We start from the raw sequence: 17,235 nt of genomic DNA, 5'->3' as shown, positions 1-17,235 counted from the left end.
CCGGATGCCGCAGACCGACGCTCCGGGCACCGCGGGCATATCCGGGCACCGGCTCCGCTGGTGGACCGAGCTTCCGCTGATCGTCCTCGTGTACGCCGCCTACTCGGCGGGACGGCTGCTCGCGCGCGGGTCCGTGCAGAGCGCCGTGGACCACGGCGTCGGGATCCTCGACATCGAGAAGGCCCTGCACATCAACGCCGAGAGCCCGCTGAACCGGCTCTTCACCCAGCAGGCGTGGATCGGCGTCCCGGCCGACTTCTGGTACGCCTCGCTGCACTACCTGGTCACGCCCGCGATCCTGATCTGGCTCTTCCGCAGCCGCTCGGTCCACTACCGGGCCGCCCGCGCCTGGCTGATGACCTCGACCCTGATCGGCCTGATCGGCTTCACGCTCCTGCCGACGTGCCCGCCCCGGCTGCTCAGCGCGGGCCATGGCTTCGTCGACACCATGGCGCAGTACAGCAACTGGGGCTGGTGGGGCGGCGAGGCGAGCGCCCCGCGCGGCATGGGCGGCATGACCAACCAGTACGCGGCGATGCCCAGCCTGCACGTGGGCTGGGCGCTGTGGTGCGGGATCATGCTGTGGCGGCACGGGCGCTCGCCGCTGACCAGGGTGGCCGCGGTGGTCTACCCGCTGGGCACGACGATCGTGGTGATGGGCACCGCGAACCACTATCTCCTCGACGCCGTCGCGGGTGTCGTGGTGATGGGCATCGGGTTCCTGCTCGCCAAGCCGGTGATGCGCGTCGCGGACCGGGTGAAGGCCCGCCTGTTCCCGTCCCTCGCGGGCTCCCCCGCCGCCTCTGACGACGCAGAGTCCTCAATTGTCGGTGCCGGGTGCCAGACTTCCCCGCGTGAGCGAATTCCCCGACAGCGCAAGCAGCCTGCCGAGCCGGGAGCCAGTGCGGGATCCGGTCCGGGAGCCAAGACGGGTACCCAGCCCGCCGACGCGGACGACGGCGCTCCGGCACCGGCTCGCTGAGCTGCGCGGCCCGGACGTCCCCGCGAAGGCGCTGGACGCCCGCGCCCTGGCCGCACTCGCCGCCAATCCCGGGTGCCGGCGCAGAGCGCTGCTGGACGGCGCAGGGGTGGACAAGGCGGCGCTCGCGGACTCGCTGGGCGCGCCCGGCGCCTTCGGTCAGTCCCAGTTCGCGTTCATGCGCGGCAACGCCTTCGAGGCGAAGGTGAAGGCCGACGGCGGCGCGGAGCTGCTGCGGCTCACGCACACACACGTGGGCGGCGGCGACGAGCCGCTCCCCGGTGAGGCGGCCGTGCCCGACCTGTCGGCGGTGGGCCCCGAGGGCCGGGCCGCCCGCACGGCGCTCGCCCTGCGCGAGGCCACGCATTCGGGAGGCTGGACGCTGCTCGACCACCCCATGCTGGCGCTCGACGTCGCGGGCACCCCGGCGTTCCTGGAGCCGGACGCGGTGGTGGTCGCGCCGGACGGGAGCTGGACCGTCGTCGAGATCAAGTCCTTCCCGATGATCGACGGCGCGGCGGACCCGGCGAAGGTGGGCGCCGCGGCCCGGCAGGCGGCGGTGTACGTGCTGGCGCTGGAGCAGGTCGCGGCCCGGCTGCCCGAGCCCGCCCCGCGCCTGCGCGACCGGGTCCTCCTGGTCTGCCCCAAGGACTTCTCGAACCTCCCCACGGCGGCCGCGATCGACGTCCGCAAGCAGCTCTCGGTGACCCGCCGCCAGCTGGCCCGGCTCACCCGCGTCGAGGACATCGCGGCGGAGCTCCCCGAGGGCACGACGTTCGACGTCTCCCGCACCCCCGAGGAGCTGACGTCGGCGGTCGCCTCGGTCCCGGCGACCTACGCCCCCGAGTGCCTGGCCGCCTGCGAGCTGGCCTTCCACTGCCGCGACCGCTCCCGCGCGGGCGGCGAGGTCACGTCCCTGGGCCGGTCCCTGCGCGGCGAGCTCGGCGGCCTGACGACGGTCGAGGGCGTGCTGTCGGCGGCCTCGGGCCACACCGGCGATCCGGACGACCCGGCGGTGGCGGCCCTGCGCAGGGCGTCGGCGCTGCGCGCGGAGGCGCTCTCCGGGGCGGGTGCCGCACGCACGGCGGGGGTGCCCGCGTGTCTCTGATCGACAACCTGGCCCGCCTCGAAGCGGTCTCCACGGGCCGCGCGCAGCCGCGGGCGACCGTGCGGCACCGGCGGCTCTCGCAGCGGCCCCTCGTCCTCGTCCCGCTCACCACGGCGGGCGAGGCGGGGGCGCCGCTCGGGGCTCTCGTGGGGACGGAGCGGACCGCGCCGCGGCTGCTGTTCGTGGCCCAGCCGCGCGACCGCGACCTGCGGTTCACGTTCCTGGCCGAGCTCGCCGACGTCGTCCTTCCGTACGTGGAGTCGTATGCCACGGAGATCGAGGCGGTCGAGCGCAAGGAGACCGACGCGGAGACCGGCAAGCGCATCACCGTCGAGGCCGAACTGTGCGCGGACGCACCGCAGTTGATCGTGCCGAGCCGCGCGGGCATCGAGTTCGTACGGCTCCTGGGGCGCTCCATGCGGTTCCGGCGCACCGCCGAGCAGGACCCGGACGCCCCGTATCCCGCGCCGCCCCGCGTCCCCCTCCTGGGCCGCTGGCTGACGCACTTCGGGGAGCGCGCCCGCGTGCCCGGCTCGTCCCTCCTCACGGCCATGACGGACCTCCTGTCGCGGCACTGGGCGACGGGCCAGTCCACCCTGGAGGAGCAGCACCTGGGCGCGCTGCTCGCCTGGATCGAGGCCCCCGAGGGCACGTCGGGCGCCGAGGCCGCGCTCCGCGCCGAGCTGGGCCGGGACGCGGCCGGACAGCTGCTGTGCCCGCCCGCGGGCCCGGCCACCGACCCGGCGTTCGACAACGACCTGCTGGCCCCGGCCATCGAGCGCCACGACCGCGCGCGCAGCTCCCTCGCGGCGGCGGAGGACGGCGTCGAGGCGGACGCGCGCCTGGCCGAACTGGCCGTGGCGGAGCGGGAGATCCGCGCCCTGATCGAGAGCCGCACCCGGCCCACGTGGGACGCGGTGTGGCGCGGCCTGGACGCCCTGTGCACGCTCCCCGAGGCCGCGCACGCCGAGGACCGCTGGACCCGCGACCGCTGGTCGTTCACCGGCCACCGCGACCGGGTGAGCGCGGGCGAGCCCCCGCAGCCCCGCCTGGACGACGCGGTGACGGCGGCGAACAAGCTGGCCACGCGCGAGCGCGAACAGGCCCGCCTGGACGCCCAGGAAGCCCTCGACGACCCCCTCGTCATGGCGGGCCGCCGGCTCGCGGGCGAGGCGTTCGCGGGCGAGGTGACGGAGGCGGTCATGGCGTACAGCGAGAAGGGGCGCCCCCGCCCGCTGCTCACCGTCGCCACGGACGACCGGCCGCACCTGGGCGAGCGCACGAAGGTGTACCGCTCCCTCGAAGGCAAGCCCCAGTCGGCCGAGTTCGTCGCGTACGAGGAGGAGGGCGACGTTCAGGTCGTGGTGCTGCGCCTCCTCGACAAGATGGGCCGCGGCAAGGAGCCCGACGCCGGCTCCGTACCGGAGAAGGGCGACCGGATCTGCTGGACGCTGTTCGAGCACGAGCAGCGCGGCGGGCCGAAGCTGCCGGACCCGGAGGAGACGCCGTGGACGCACGGCGGCCCGCCCGCCGCCACCGCCGAGAGCCCCGACCCCGTCACGCCGGAGGACACGCTGTGACCGATGTGACTACTGCGACCACGCGGCACACCCCCTTCGACCCGGCGGCCGCGGCGACGCGCGCCACCGACGCGATCCTCCACGACACGCTCCACGGCGAGCACCGGGGCGTCGTGGTCGACTCCCCGCCGGGCGCGGGGAAGTCCACGCTCGTCGTCCGCGCGGCCCGCGAACTGGCCGCCGCGGGCCGCCCGTTGATGGTGATCGCGCAGACGAACGCGCAGGTGGACGACCTCGTCCTGCGCCTCGCCGAGAAGGACCCGGAGCTGCCGGTCGGCCGTCTGCACAGCAGCGACCCGGACGCGTACGACAAAGCCCTGGACGATCTGCGCAACGTCCGTACGTCGACGAAGGCGGGCGACCTCGCCGGGCTCGACGTCGTCATCTCCACGGCCGCGAAGTGGGCGCACGTGAGCAACGTCGAGCCGTGGCGGCACGCGATCGTCGACGAGGCGTACCAGATGCGTTCGGATGCGCTCCTGGCGGTGGCCGGGCTCTTCGAGAAGGCCCTCTTCGTGGGCGACCCGGGCCAGTTGGACCCCTTCGCGATCGTCGGCGCGGAGCAGTGGGCGGGGCTGGCCTACGACCCCTCGGCCTCCGCCGTCTCCACGCTCCTGGCGCACAACCCGGACCTCCCCCAGCACCGCCTCCCCGTCTCCTGGCGCCTGCCGGCCTCGGCCGCACCCCTGGTCTCGGACGCGTTCTACCCGTACACGCCGTTCCGCAGCGGCACGGATCACGGCGACCGGACGCTCAACTTCGCGGTCCCATCTGACGGTTCGGGCCCGGACCGGGTCATCGACGAGGCGGCGCAGGCGGGTTGGGGCCTCCTCGAACTCCCCGCGCGCCACACCCCGCGTACGGACCCGGAGGCGGTACGGGCACTCGCCCAGGTCGTCCGCCGCCTCCTGGACCGGGGCGGCGCGGCGACGTCGGAGCGCTCCCCGTCCCCCACCCCCCTCACCGCCGACCGCATCGCCGTCGGCACCGCCCACCGCGACCAGGCGGCGGCGGTCCGCGCGGCCCTCGCCGAACTCGCCGTCACGGACGTCACGGTGGACACCGCGAACCGCCTCCAGGGCCGCGAGTTCGACGTGACGGTCGTCCTGCACCCCCTCTCGGGCCGCCCCGACGCCACGGCCTTCCACCTGGAGACGGGCCGTCTCTGCGTCCTGGCCTCCCGCCACCGCCACGCCTGCATCGTGGTGTGCCGCGCGGGCGTGGGCCCCCTCCTCGACGACCACCCGTCGACGGACCCGGTCCAACTGGGCGTCACGGTCAAGTTCCCTGATGGCTGGGAGGCGAACCACGCGGTGCTCGCGCGCCTTGAGGAGCACCGGGTGGCGTGGCGGCCCTGACCCGGTGGGCGGGCCCGCCGACGTACTTGCGGCTCCAGGGACAATGGGAGACGGCCCAGTGCCGAGTGGCCGGTGTCGATGAGGAGGAGTGACCCATGGCGGAGCCCGAGCGGCCCACGGAGCAGCGGCGGATGCGACCCGCGCCGTTGCTCTTCGAACCCGCGGAAGCCGCCGCCGATCCGGAGAACTTCTTCGACCTGGAGAAGATCGAGGACCCCCGCGAACTGCTCTCCCGGGCCACGGAGCTGACCCACGCCTTCCGAGCCGCGACGGACCGCTCCATCGAGTTCCAGGCCATCGCCGCCGCCCAGCTCGCGGATCCGCGCCGCTTCGACCGGCTGACCGCCGCGGCGATCGCCGAGCGCGCGGAGTGGACCGAGGACTACGCGAAGAAGATGGTCGAGTTCGGCCGTGACCTGCTGCGCGGGCGGGCGGCAGGCGAGTCCTGAGCCGCAACTGAGCCGCACGGGCAGCGATCACCCGAGCCGTTCCGAAGGCCCGCACACGATCTTCTGGCATATGCCAAGGGGGCAAGGTACTCCACCCCACCCACCCTTGTCCCGTTTTCCGGCAACTCTCAGAAATGGAACCCTCACTACCGGTAGATGTATCCGGCATGAGCAGCACACCTCTCCCCACACATCCCGCTCTCCCCGCGCCGCACCCCCACGAGGTCACCTCCGAAGGCGCCGCCTGGCTCGCCTCCGCCGAAACGTATCCCCGCAGCGCCCTCACCCACTGGCGCGCACGGCCCGCCGCCCCGGCCGTCCTGCCCTGCGGCTCCGTCTTCGACGTGGTGAGCGTGCCCGCGGTCTTCGGGCGGCGGATGCTCGACCGGTTATGGGAGGACGGGCCCGGCTCGGGCCCCGTCGCCGCGCACCGCGGCCGTGTGCTGCTCTTCGCCGCCCCCGGCACCGCCCACCGCCTCCCGTCCCTCCTGGAGTGGGAGGAGTGGGGCTCCGCCGTGCCCTCGGTCCTCTGCCACGGCGTGGGGGACGCGGTGACCGTCCCGCCGCCCACCACGGGGGCCGACACCCCGCCCGCCGCCCGGCCCTCCCCCCGGCTCGACTCCCGCTGGCTGGTGGCCCCCGACACCCGCCACCCCTGGCTCCCGGGGCCCGAGGTCATGCTCTGGGCCTGCGTCCGGGCGGCCCGCTCGACCTCGGCTTCCACCGTGCGTATATCGATTTTTCCTCCCGCCGATCAGGATGCTAAGGTCTACGACGTCAGCAGGCGCCGCTAGCTCAGTTGGTTAGAGCAGCTGACTCTTAATCAGCGGGTCCGGGGTTCGAGTCCCTGGCGGCGCACGTGACGAGTGGCGGGTTGTGATCGCAGAAAGCGCGATCGCAACCCGCCACTTCTGTTTCTGCGCGGCTTCGCCGCGCGTTGTGGGGGCTCCGCCACCCACACCCCCCAGTAGGGCGCCCTAGCCGGAGACGACCTTCACCGTCCACGCTCCCGAAGCCGTCCGCCCCTCCACCGTGACCCGCACGTCCTCGCCCGGCACCGTGAAGCTCTCGCCCGCGCGCACCGGCGCGTCCGCGAGCGGTGGGTAGACCGACTCCGACCAGCAGGACTCCGAGCGGGGATGGGCGTCGACGACCTCGACGGGGCCGCGGCCGGACGCCGCCGCGCCGCTCACCCGGTAGACCAGGACGCCCTGGCTGCAGGTGGCGTGGTCGTTGCCGGAGGGGCCGCGGGCCTCCAGGGCGATGGCCGAGTCGCGGCCCGTACGGATCACCGCGAGCTTCGCGCCGCCCACGTCGCCGCGCACGGGGGCCGAGGAGAGCGGCTCCAGGGTGAGCCGGTCGGTGCCCGGGGTCACGCACCGCACCTGCCGCGGGTCGAGCCAGCCCAGCTTCCACTTGTGCCAGCCGAAGAGGTCCGGGGCGAGCCCGAACTGGCTGCCCATGACGTCCCAGTCGCCGACGTAGGTGTCCCAGTCGCCCTTGCCGTCCGAGGGGCGGTGGTAGAGGTCCGGGAGGTCGAAGACATGGCCCGTCTCGTGGGCGAGGACGTTGCGGTCCGGCGGGTGCTGCTCGAAGACCGTGACGATCCGCTTCAGGTCCGTGCCGTCGGCCCGCATCGGCTCGTCGAAGTTGACCACCTTCGTCGCGTCCGAGTCGACGCCCGGGGCGTCCGGGTCGGCGACGAAGTAGACGATGTCGTACTTGCCGAAGTCGACGTGCGGATCGGCGGCGGCCACCGCGTCGCGGAGGTAGGCGGTGCGCCGCGAGGCGTTCCAGTCACGCTGTATCTCGTACGAGGTGGAGTCCTCCGGCATCTCGATCCACTCGCGCTGAGGGTGCGGGCGCAGCGTGAACTTGCCATACGAGGCGCGCTCGAAGAACTGGCTGGTGGCCGGGAAGTAGTCGGCGGTCAGCTCCTCGGGCGTGGTCAGCGGCGGGGAGTCCGGGAACGAGAGGAAGACCATCACCGCGTCCAGGTTCCGGTCCGGCCGCGGATAGGCCGTGTTCCAGCTGTCCAGGCCCTCCGAGTGGTGGGCCGAGGTGCGCTGGAGGGCGCACGGGGGCGCCGCGGCGTGGGCGGTGGTGGGTCCGGCGACGAGCCCGGTGGCGGCGAGGGCGGTCAGGGACGTGAAGGCGGCGGCCGTGCTGCGGAGCCAGGGCCGCTCCCCTCCACGGGTGAGTCCCCAAGGGGGGAGCTGACGCGGCACGTCGACCTCCGGGTGCGGAATGCGGGACACCCCACCCACCCTGTGATGTTTTGTTGAACTTCGCCCTGTTTGTCTGACCCGGGAGAGTGAGTGGACGGCTCCCGGACCATTCACGGAATGTCACAAGCGATCGGTTCGGGACCGTAGGCGACGGGAGCGGTCGGGGGCCGAGCAGAAATCGTCGGCCGCCCGGAGCGGCCGCCACGCGAGACCGGGACGTGGCTGGAACGCCGCTCTGGCCTGCCTCTATGATCGGCACACTTTCCTGCGCGGACCCGGCCCGATTGGCACTGCCCGAGATCAACTGCACTGCGGGAGCAAGCGGTGAACGGAACGTCTGAAGGGCCCACGCCCACGGCGGTATCAGAACCCGAACCAGTGAGGCCGCCCGTCACGGAGCGTCGCACCCCGCCCCAGGGCGAACCGTGCGCGGATCCCTTGGCGCAGGGCGGCCGGCACCATCGCAGCACCGACTTCTCCGCGGCCTTCGCCGCGGCCCCCCTCCCCCTCGCCGTCGTGGACCGCGACGGCCACGTCGTCGCCCCGAACGACGCCTTCGCCGCCCTCACCGGCGTCTCCCCGGCCGAGCTGACCGGGAAGATCGCCGCCGATCTGGTGGACCTGGCCTCCGACGCCCGCACCTGGCACGCGTACCGCGAGGTGCTCCGCGGCCGGCAGGCCCGGCTGCGCTGCACCCGGCGGCTCAAACACCCCGACGGGCACTCCCTGTGGGCGCAGATCACCGTGACGCCGATGCCGCACGGCGCCTCCGCCGTGCTGCTCTCCGTCGCCGACATCAGCGCGCGCCGCGAGCTCCAGGCCCGCCTGCGCCACCTCCAGATGCACGACCCGGTGACCCGCCTGCCCAACCGCAGCCTCTTCTTCGAGCGGCTCGCCACGGCGCTCGAGGCGGGCGCGTACGACGACACCAGCACCGGGCGGATCGGGCTCTGCTATCTCGACCTGGACGGGTTCAAGGCGGTCAACGACACCCTCGGGCACCGCGTCGGGGACCGGCTGCTCGCCGCCGTCGCCGAGCGGCTCACCCGCTGCGCCGACCAGGCCGGGTACGGCAGGGCCGCGGCGCCGCTGGTGGCCCGGCTCGGCGGTGACGAGTTCGCGCTGCTCGTGGAGGACTCCACCGGCACCGACCAGCTGGCCGACCTCGCCGAGGCGGCCCTCAAGGCGCTCCAGGAGCCCTTCGACCTGTCGGGGCAGCGGCTCGCCGTCTCGGCCTCCATCGGCGTCGTGGAGCGGCGCGCGGCGGGTACCACGACGACCGGTCTGATGCAGGCCGCGGACACCACGCTGTACTGGGCGAAGACCGACGGCAAGGCCCGCTGGACGCTCTTCGACCCGGAGCGCAACGCGCACCGCATGACCCGGCAGGCCCTCTCCAGCTCGCTGCGGCCCGCCGTCGAGCGCGATGAATTCGTCCTGGACTACCAGCCGTTGGTGAGCCTGGACGGCGGCGACGTGAGCGGGGTCGAGGCACTCGTGCGCTGGCGGCATCCGCAGTTTGGCCTATTGACGCCGAATCGGTTCATCGGCCTGGCCGAGGAGGACGGGTCGATCGTGCAGCTGGGGCGGTGGGTGCTGCGGACCGCCTGCCGCCAGGCCCGTCGCTGGCAGCTCGAACACCCGGACAGGGATCCGCTGTTCGTGAGCGTGAACGTCGCGGTGCGGCAGGTCTGGGACTCCGACCTGGTCGCGGACGTCGCGGAGATCCTCGCCGAGACGGGGCTCGCGCCGCGCCTGCTGCAGCTGGAGCTGACGGAGTCCGCCGTGATGGGGTCGGCGGGCCGCCCGCTGCAGGCCCTCCAGGCGCTCAGCGACATGGGTGTGCGCATCGCCATCGACGACTTCGGCACCGGCTACTCGAACCTCGCGTATCTGAGCCGGCTCCCCGTCTCCGTACTGAAGTTGGACGGATCGTTCGTCCGGGGCTTCCAGTACGAGGCGAACGCGGATTCCGGCGAGGCGCCGCACATCAACCCCGCCGACGAGGTGATCGTCGAGGCGCTGGTGCAGCTGGCGCACCGGCTGGGGCTGACCGTCACCGCGGAGTGCGTGGAGACCTCCGGCCAGGCCGAGCGGCTGCGGCGGATCGGGTGCGACACGGGGCAGGGGTGGCTCTACTCGCGGCCCGTGGCGCCGGATCGTATCTCCGCGCTGCTCGCCGCCGGCTAGGACGCGGGTTCGTCCGGCCGGTGTTCACCCCGTACGGCGATCGAAGCCTGTACGAAGTCCCGTACCACCTCCGGCACTTGACCCCCCTTCGGCCACGCCACCCCCACCTCGCTCGGGCTCACCCCGCGCACCGGGCGGTAGACCACGTCGGGGCGCTGGTAGAAGCGGGACGTGGCCTCGGGGGTGAGGGAGACGCCGTAGCCGTTGGCGATGGCGTTGAGCCACTCGTCGGGGTTGTGGGCGACGGCGCCGATCGTCGCCGGGTGGCCCTCGCGTTCGTCGGTGGCCAGCCAGTAGTCGCGCCACCAGCCGGACTCGGGGGGCGTGGCCACGAAGGGCTCGTCGAAGAGGTCATGGAAGTCGATCGTCTCGCGGGCGGCCAGGGGGTGGGTCGCGGGCAGCGCCACCCAGCGCTGTTCGGTGATCAACACCTCGGTCCGCAGGGCGTCCTGGCCGGGGCAGGGCAGCCGCAGCAGGGCCGCGTCCGCCGCGCCGCTCGCCAGGCCCGCGGTCGGGTCGTCCCAGGCGGTCTGGGTGAGCTGGACCCGCCAGCCGGGGCGGCGGCGCGCGAACTCGGCGACGATGCGCTGCGTCAGCTCGTTGGCGCCGCTCGCCACGAACCCGACCCGCAGCACCCGCGCCGCCTGGCTCGCGGCGCCGCGCGTGGTCCGCAGGGCACCGTCCCAGGCGTCCAGGACGGCGGGCGTCGCGGCGGCCAGGGCGCGGCCCGCGTCGGTGAGCGCCATCCCCGCCCGTGAGCGCGTGAAGAGCTCCACGCCGAGCTGGGCCTCCAGCTGCTTGATCTGCTTGGTCAGGGCGGGCTGCGAGATGAAGAGGCGCTCGGCGGCCCGGGTGAGATGCCCCTCCTCCGCGACGGCGGCGAAGTAGCGCAGCAGGCGGGTGTCGATGTCCATGCCATCAGGTTATGGAAAGGGGTATTGGACCGGGGTGCGGGGGCGGGGCGAAGCTCAATGCGTCACCAGGAAAGCCACCCGGCAACAGACCACGGACACCGGACAACGGACAACAGACAACGGCCTTATGGAAAGGGGGAGATCACGATGGCGCTCACCGGACCCGAGCTCGTACGGCGCTTCTTCGCCGCGTACGCCACCGGCGACCTGCACACGCTGCGCACCGCCGTCCTGGCGCCCGACGCGGTGTGGCACGTGCCCGGCGACCATCCCCTCGCCGGGACCCACCGGGGCGCCGACGCGATCGTCGCGTACTTCCGGCGGCTCGCGGAGTGCGACTTCCGGGCCGAGGTGCTCTTCCAGGGCGCCGACGACCGGCACGTCGTCGAGGTGCACCGGTGCCGCTCCGACGACGGCACGCTCGACACGACCTGGGTGCTGATCTTCCGTATCAACGACGGAGTCGACGGAATCGACGGCCGACGGATCGCCGAGATCCGGAAGTACCCCGCCGACCAGGCGCAGGCGGACGCCTTCTTCCGCCGCGTGTACACCGCCTGACGCTCACTCATTTCCCCTTCCTTCCCCTTCTGCTGAGGAACCCCATGACCACCTCCCTGGACACCCGTTTGCCGGAAACGGCCCCAACCATCCCTGTTTCCCAGGGATTTGGGCTTCGCGCCTGGCTCATTCTCATCACCCTCGCCGGGGCCTCCTTCATGACGGGCCTCGACTACTCGATCGTCATGGTGGCGCTGCCCGAGATCGGCCGCGATCTGGCCTTCGGATCCGCGAGCACCCTGCAGTGGGTGGCGACGGCGTGCCTGCTGCCCACCGCCGGGCTGCTTCCGCTCTTCGGGCGGCTCTCCGACCTGGTGGGCAGGCGGCGGCTCTTCCGTCTCGGCACCTTCCTGTTCACCGCGCTGTCCCTGGTGGCCGCGGCCGCCGTGTCGCCCGCCATGCTGATCGCGGCGCGCGCCGGGCAGGGGATCGCGGCCGCGATGATCGCGCCGACCGCCATCGCCCTGATGACCTCGGCCTTCCCCGAGGGCCCGCAGCGCACCAAGGCGCTCTCCGTGAACGGCGCCCTCGTCTCGCTCGGCTTCGTCGTCGGCACCATCGGCGGCGGCGTGATCACCAGCGGGCTCAACTGGCGCTGGACGATGGTCCTGCTGATGGCCCTCGGCTCCGTCGTCCTGCTCGGCTCCTTCACCGTCCTGCCCAAGACCGACGTCCGCCGCGCCAACCGGCTCGACCTGCCCGGCGCCGTGCTCTCCAGCGCCGGCCTGACCGCCCTCGTGTACGGCATCTCCACCGGCTCGGACGCCGGGTGGGCCGCGCTGCCGACCCTCGCGTCCCTCGTCGGCGCGGTGGCCCTGCTCGCCGGGTTCTTCGCCGTCGAGGCCCGCCACCCGGCGCCGCTCGTGCCGCTCGGGCTGCTGAAGCGCCGCACGGTCAAGTGGGGCTTCCTCGTCGGCACGATCACCTACGGGATGTGCGGCGGCGCCACCCTGCTGCTCACCCTCTACATGCAGGACGTGCTCGGCTGGTCGCCGCTGGCCACCGGCTTCGGGTTCCTCGCCGAGGGCGTGGCCGCGATCGCCGGCGGCACGCTGGCCGCACGGGTCATCGCCCGGCGCGGCACCGCCGCGGCGCTCCTGCTCGGCCTGGCCGTCCAGGCCGCCGGGACCACCGGGATGTTCCTGCTCCCGGCCGACGCCAACCTGCCGCTGCTGCTTGTCACTTCGGGTGCGATGGGCTTCGGCCACGTGCTGTCGGTGGTGGCAGTGGTCGCCACCATCACCTCGGGTCTGAGCGAGGACGAGCAGGGCGTGGGCGGTTCGATCGCGCAGATGCCGCTGTACGTCGGCGCGATCGGCACGGCGATCCTGACGGCCGTCGTCTCGGCGAGCGGGACCGACCTGGTCGCCGGGCTGCACCACGGCTTCCTGGTGGCGGGCCTGATCGCGGCCGCCGGGCTGCCGGTGGTGGCGACGGCGCTGCGGCGCCGGTGAGTTGAGAACGTACGACGTACGCAGGTGCCGCCCCCTCACCGGGGGCGGCGCCCGCGTGTGTGCTCAGGAAGCGTCCGGCAGCCCGTACGCGTCCGCGATCAGCTCGTAGCTGTGCACGCGGACGTCGGAGCTGTGCGCGTTGGCCGTCAGCATCAGCTCGTCGGCGCCGGTGCGCTTGGCCAGGTCGTCGAGGCCGGTGCGGACCTCGTCGGCGGTGCCGTGGATGACGTTGGAGTTCCAGTTCGCGATGAACTCCCGCTCCATCTCGTTGAATTGATACGCCTCGGCCTCCTCGGGCGTCGGCACGAGACCCGGGCGGCCGGTGCGCAGCCGGACCATGTTGAGGGCGGCGGCCATGACCTGGCGGCGGGCCTCCCGCTCCTCGTCCGTCGCGAGCGCCGAGACGCCGATCAGGGCGTACGGCTCGGCGAGCACCGCCGAGGGGCGGAAGGACTCGCGGTAGAGGTCGAGGGCCGGGACCGTGTTCTGCGCGGAGAAGTGGTGCGCGAAGGCGAACGGCAGGCCGAGGACCCCGGCGAGCCGGGCGCTGAAGCCGGAGGAGCCGAGCAGCCAGACCGGGGGCCGGTGCGCGGACTGCACGCCACCGGGCGAGGTCGCCTGGATCGGGCCCGGCACGGCGTGGATGCGGGCGTACGGGTGCCCGTCCGGGAAGTCGTCGTCGAGGAAGCGGGTGAGCTCGGCGAGCTGTTCGGGGAAGTCGTCGGCGCCTTCGTTCAGGCGGTCCGTGCGGCGCAGGGCGGCGGCCGTGGCGCCGTCCGTGCCGGGCGCGCGGCCGAGGCCCAGGTCGACGCGGCCCGGGGCGAGCGCCTCCAGGGTGCCGAACTGCTCGGCGATGACGAGGGGCGCGTGGTTCGGCAGCATGACGCCGCCGGAGCCGAGCCGGATGCGGTCGGTGTGGGCGGCGAGGTGGGCCAGGATCACGGCGGGCGAGGAGGAGGCGACGCCCGGCATCGAGTGGTGCTCGGCCACCCAGTAGCGGTGGAAGCCGCGCCGCTCGGCGAGGCGCGAGAGGGTCACGCTGGTGCGCAGCGCGTCGCTCGCGGTGCGCCCGGCGCCGACGGTGACCAGATCGAGGACGGACAGGGGCACGGGTGCGGTGCCGTGCCGCTCGCCGCGGATCCCGTCGCCCGCGTCGCCCGGTTCGCCCGCGCGCCCTTCGTTCCGGTCCACTGCGTCCTGTGCCACGGGGGCCTCCTGCTGCGTTCGCTGTGCTGCGTCCGTACGTACGTCGTGTGGGTACGCCATGGGTGCGTCATGAGGTACGTCATGGGGTACGCAGAGGCGAACAGGAGTGGTTCTCCGTTTATTCCCGGACCGTGGGACCGCGGGACCGTGCCCCGGGAACGGCTCAGCCGCCGCCGAAGAACCGCCACAGCGCGTAGATGAGCCCGTACACGACCATCGCGAGCAGCCGGTGCAGCACGAACGCGAGCAGACAGGCGCAGGCCCCGAACGCGATGCGCCCGCCGCGCCAGGTCCGCGTCACGGGGACCAGCCAGCTCGCGACGAGCAGGGCGAGCGACGGCGCGTAGACGACGAACCATGCGGCGGGCAGCGGCATCGCCGACTGGTTCAGGTACACGATGAGGAGCGCGAGCGGGGTGCAGAGGGCGGGGGGCAGCCACCACAGGGGGTCGGGTGGGGCGGGCGGGCGGCGCACCCAGGGTGCGGGGGGCGGCCGAGGTGCGGGTGGCGGCCACGGCCCGGGGGGCGGCCATGGTGCGGGCGCGTACGGGTTCGGGTGGCTCGGGTCGCTCGGATGGCTCGGGTCGCTCGGGTGCCTCATGCGGTCAGTCCACCGCCCGCCCGGGAGAGCGGGCAGGGCACTCCTACTCAGTACGCGGGCACCCCGTACTCAGCTCCCGGCGCCCCGGAACCCGTACTCACCTCCCGCCGCCCAGGAACCGCAGCACCGCGAGCACCCTGCGGTGGTCCGCGTCCGCCTTCGGCAGGTCCAGCTTCGCCAGGATGCTGTTGATGTGCTTGGCGACCGCGCTCTCGCTGACCACGAGGCGGGCCGCGATGCCCGCGTTGGAGCGGCCCTCCGCCATGAGGGCGAGCACGTCGCGCTCGCGCTCGGTGAGCCGGTCCAGGGGGTCGCTGGGGCGGCGGACCAGGAGCTGGGCGACGACCTGGGGGTCCAGGGCGGTGCCGCCCGCCGCGACCCGGCGCAGCGCCTCGATGAACTCCTCGACGTCCGCGACCCGTTGCTTGAGGAGATATCCGATGCCGCTCGTGTTCGTGGCGAGGAGCTCGGCCGCGTACCGCTCCTCCACATACTGGGAGAGCATCAACACCGCGGTGTCCGGCCGCTGTTGGCGGATGGCGAGAGCCGCGCGCACCCCCTCGTCGGTGAAGCCGGGCGGCATCCGCACGTCCACGACGGCGAGGTCCGGGCGGTGCGCGTCGACGGCGGCGAGCAGCCCGTCCGCCTCCCCCGCCTCCGCGACGACCTCGAACCCGGCCATCTCCAGGACCTTCACCAGGCCGACGCGGAGCAGGACCGAGTCCTCGGCGATCACGGCACGTCGTCGTACGTCGGGCACGGCAGCTCCACGCTCATCACGGTCGGGCCCCCCACGGGGCTGCTCATCCGGAAGGTTCCGTCCACGGACCGCACTCGCTGGGCAAGCCCCTTGAGTCCGCTCCCCTTGGCCGGGTCGGCGCCGCCCGAACCGTCGTCGGCGATCACCACCCGCAGTATGTCGCCGAGCCGGGTGACCGTCACCTCGGCGCGGGTCGCGTCCGGGGCGTGCTTGGCGATGTTGGTCAGCGCCTCGGAGGCGACGAAGTAGGCGACGGCCTCCACGGCGGGCGCGGCCCGGCGCGGCAGCTCGGAGCGCAGCCGTACGGGCACGGGGGCGCGGGCGGCGAGGCCCGACAGGGCGGCGTCCAGGCCGAGTTCGTCGAGGACGGCCGGATGCAGCCCGCGCACCAGCTGGTTGAGCTCCTCGATGGCCTCCTTCGCCTCCCGGTGCGCCGTGTCGATGGCCTCGCGGGCCTCGGGCGGCAGATCGGTGAGCGTCGCCCTGGCCAGACCGAGGCCCAGGGCGAGCGAGACGAGGCGCTGCTGGGCGCCGTCGTGCAGGTCGCGCTCGATGCGGCGGCGCTCGGCGTCCGCCGCGTCGACGGCGCCCGCGCGGCTCTCGGTGAGGTCCTCGACGCGCCGCTCCAACTCGTCGGAGCGGCTGACCCCGAGGACACCTCGTCCGACGAGGTTCTCCAGGCGGACGAGCCCGGCGGCGCAGGCCGGCACGGCGGCGAGCAGGCCGAGCCCGAGGGCGGAGATCACCGTGGCCCAGGTGCTGTAGCCGGGGTGTCCGGCCCGCCAGTCGACGGGGACCAGCCAGACCCACCCGATCGCGAGGGCGGCCGCGACCCCCGTCAACGCGGCGCCCAGCAGGGCGAGTTCGAGGATTCCGAGCAGCGGGCCGACCAGCCAGTTGTAGCCGAACTGCCGCTTGGGCTGGGTGAGGCCGAGCCGTGGCAGGTCCACGCCGCACAGGGTGCGGAAGCGCCTGCGCTGCACTTCTGTGAGGCCGTATCCGGTGAGGAGCAGCAGCCCGAGGGGCGCCGGAATCATCATCGGGGCGGCGTCCGAACCGCCTTCGAGGATCTTGATGAAGAGGCCGAGCGCCCAGAAGAAGAGGGCGACAGGGATCAGATGCGGCAGCACCCCGGCGGCGGCGAAGAGCAGGTCGCGCCGGAGCCGGGTGAGGGCGCGGCGCAGCCGGGGCGGAATGGTCATGATCAAACGATAGGGCGCGGGGGGTGACGGCCGCGCTGCACGCAGTTTCCGTCTTCGGGGTGCAACCTGTGCCACCCCAAGACGGATACGGGCGTTACTGACGGGGGCCGCGCGGTGGCGGAGCGTGGTGAGGGAGCCCGAAGGCCGGGTTCACCACAGCCGGAGGCACGACGTGATGACCCTCGCCCCTTCCCCCCACTTCATTTCCCCCAACTCCATTTCCCTCAACTCCCCTTCTCTTACGAGTGGTCGGACGCCCGTCGACACGCGGCGCCGTCGGCGGTGGCAGGGCCGGGTCCTCGTCGGCGCGGGCCTCGCCCTGCTCCCGTGGATGGGCTACCTCGCGGGCACGCTCCCGCCCGCCCAGGCCGCGGCGTGGGTGGCCCTGGACGCCCTGGAGGCGGCGTGCCTGTGCGCGGCGGGGGCGCCGCTGCTGCGGGGCGAGCCGGTGCGGAGGGGTGCGGCGTTGGGGGCCGCGGTGCTTCTGGTGGTGGACGCGTGTGTGGACGTGGCGACGGCGGGGGCAGGGGTGGAGCTGGTCCAGGCGGTGGGGATGGCGGTGGGGGTGGAGTTGCCGTTGGCGGGGTTGTGCGGGGGGTTGGCGCGGAGCGGCAGGTGACGGCAAGAGCGCCACCCGCCCCCCGG

16 protein-coding genes and 1 tRNA gene are annotated in these 17,235 nt (G+C 73.5%); 11 read left to right on the top strand and 6 right to left on the bottom strand.

The annotated features are described in order from the left end of the window. The first annotated feature begins 4 nt into the window (after window positions 1–4). The 7 genes from ACFWYM_RS07840 (at window position 5) to ACFWYM_RS07810 (ending at window position 6,332) form a co-directional block, all read left to right on the top strand. Entirely contained in the window at window positions 5–982 is a 978-nt protein-coding gene (locus tag ACFWYM_RS07840) for a phosphatase PAP2 family protein (protein ID WP_384831631.1), read from the top strand. Next, window positions 903–2,087: a hypothetical protein gene (locus ACFWYM_RS07835; RefSeq protein ID WP_384832089.1), complete on the top strand. Its 1,185-nt coding sequence runs from the start codon at window positions 903–905 to the stop codon at window positions 2,085–2,087. The genes ACFWYM_RS07840 and ACFWYM_RS07835 overlap by 80 nt, the downstream gene beginning before the upstream one ends. Next, complete coding sequence (locus tag ACFWYM_RS07830; protein ID WP_384831628.1) at window positions 2,078–3,667, top strand: hypothetical protein; 1,590 nt, start codon at window positions 2,078–2,080, stop codon at window positions 3,665–3,667. Before ACFWYM_RS07835 ends, ACFWYM_RS07830 begins: the two co-directional genes overlap by 10 nt. Then, on the top strand, window positions 3,664–5,025 hold the full coding sequence (locus ACFWYM_RS07825) for an AAA domain-containing protein (RefSeq protein ID WP_384831625.1): 1,362 nt from the start codon (window positions 3,664–3,666) through the stop codon (window positions 5,023–5,025). Before ACFWYM_RS07830 ends, ACFWYM_RS07825 begins: the two co-directional genes overlap by 4 nt. Before the next feature lie 95 nt (window positions 5,026–5,120). Further along, window positions 5,121–5,474, top strand: a complete 354-nt coding sequence (locus ACFWYM_RS07820; protein WP_384831622.1) for a hypothetical protein — start codon at window positions 5,121–5,123, stop codon at window positions 5,472–5,474. Window positions 5,475–5,641: 167 nt separating this feature from the next. Next, window positions 5,642–6,268, top strand: a complete 627-nt coding sequence (locus ACFWYM_RS07815) for a bifunctional DNA primase/polymerase (protein WP_384831619.1) — start codon at window positions 5,642–5,644, stop codon at window positions 6,266–6,268. Beyond that, a tRNA-Lys gene (locus ACFWYM_RS07810) sits at window positions 6,259–6,332 on the top strand. The genes ACFWYM_RS07815 and ACFWYM_RS07810 overlap by 10 nt, the downstream gene beginning before the upstream one ends. Window positions 6,333–6,451: 119 nt before the next feature. Here ACFWYM_RS07810 and ACFWYM_RS07805 read toward each other — a convergent pair. Then, window positions 6,452–7,732: a M6 family metalloprotease domain-containing protein gene (locus ACFWYM_RS07805; protein WP_384831616.1), complete on the bottom strand. Its 1,281-nt coding sequence runs from the start codon at window positions 7,730–7,732 to the stop codon at window positions 6,452–6,454. Window positions 7,733–8,026: 294 nt separating this feature from the next. Here ACFWYM_RS07805 and ACFWYM_RS07800 point away from each other — a divergent pair, with 294 nt between their 5' ends. Beyond that, window positions 8,027–9,892, top strand: a complete 1,866-nt coding sequence (locus ACFWYM_RS07800; protein ID WP_384831614.1) for a putative bifunctional diguanylate cyclase/phosphodiesterase — start codon at window positions 8,027–8,029, stop codon at window positions 9,890–9,892. Here ACFWYM_RS07800 and ACFWYM_RS07795 read toward each other — a convergent pair. After that, window positions 9,889–10,806 (bottom strand): LysR family transcriptional regulator, encoded by a 918-nt coding sequence (locus tag ACFWYM_RS07795; RefSeq protein ID WP_384831611.1) that lies wholly within the window; start codon window positions 10,804–10,806, stop codon window positions 9,889–9,891. The two genes, ACFWYM_RS07800 and ACFWYM_RS07795, sit on opposite strands and share 4 nt — an antisense overlap. Before the next feature lie 147 nt (window positions 10,807–10,953). Here ACFWYM_RS07795 and ACFWYM_RS07790 point away from each other — a divergent pair, with 147 nt between their 5' ends. Next, the gene (locus tag ACFWYM_RS07790) at window positions 10,954–11,367 is read left to right on the top strand and encodes a nuclear transport factor 2 family protein (RefSeq protein WP_384831609.1); all 414 of its coding nucleotides are present in this window, start codon (window positions 10,954–10,956) and stop codon (window positions 11,365–11,367) included. 44 nt (window positions 11,368–11,411) lie between these two features. Then, window positions 11,412–12,821 carry an MFS transporter gene (locus ACFWYM_RS07785; protein ID WP_384831606.1) on the top strand — a complete coding sequence of 470 codons (1,410 nt, stop codon included), beginning with the start codon at window positions 11,412–11,414 and terminating at the stop codon, window positions 12,819–12,821. A gap of 63 nt (window positions 12,822–12,884) precedes the next feature. Here the strand turns inward: ACFWYM_RS07785 and ACFWYM_RS07780 are convergent, their stop codons facing one another. From ACFWYM_RS07780 to ACFWYM_RS07765, 4 genes are all read right to left on the bottom strand, one after another. Further along, the gene (locus ACFWYM_RS07780) at window positions 12,885–14,027 is read right to left on the bottom strand and encodes an LLM class flavin-dependent oxidoreductase (protein ID WP_384831603.1); all 1,143 of its coding nucleotides are present in this window, start codon (window positions 14,025–14,027) and stop codon (window positions 12,885–12,887) included. Between the two features lie 163 nt (window positions 14,028–14,190). Further along, a complete protein-coding gene (locus tag ACFWYM_RS07775) occupies window positions 14,191–14,628 on the bottom strand; it encodes a hypothetical protein (protein WP_384831600.1) in 438 nt (145 codons plus the stop codon). Between the two features lie 97 nt (window positions 14,629–14,725). Further along, window positions 14,726–15,364, bottom strand: a complete 639-nt coding sequence (locus ACFWYM_RS07770) for a response regulator (RefSeq protein ID WP_384832086.1) — start codon at window positions 15,362–15,364, stop codon at window positions 14,726–14,728. Next, on the bottom strand, window positions 15,361–16,590 hold the full coding sequence (locus ACFWYM_RS07765) for a sensor histidine kinase (protein WP_384831597.1): 1,230 nt from the start codon (window positions 16,588–16,590) through the stop codon (window positions 15,361–15,363). The genes ACFWYM_RS07770 and ACFWYM_RS07765 overlap by 4 nt, the downstream gene beginning before the upstream one ends. 175 nt (window positions 16,591–16,765) lie before the next feature. Between ACFWYM_RS07765 and ACFWYM_RS07760 the strand changes: the two genes are divergently transcribed. Further along, window positions 16,766–17,209, top strand: a complete 444-nt coding sequence (locus ACFWYM_RS07760; protein WP_384831594.1) for a hypothetical protein — start codon at window positions 16,766–16,768, stop codon at window positions 17,207–17,209. Window positions 17,210–17,235 lie beyond the last annotated feature (26 nt).

It is taken from the genome of Streptomyces sp. NPDC059009 (genome assembly GCF_042740175.1).
GTDB lineage: Bacteria > Actinomycetota > Actinomycetes > Streptomycetales > Streptomycetaceae > Streptomyces.
This window is presented reverse-complemented; position numbering and strand designations above follow the sequence as displayed.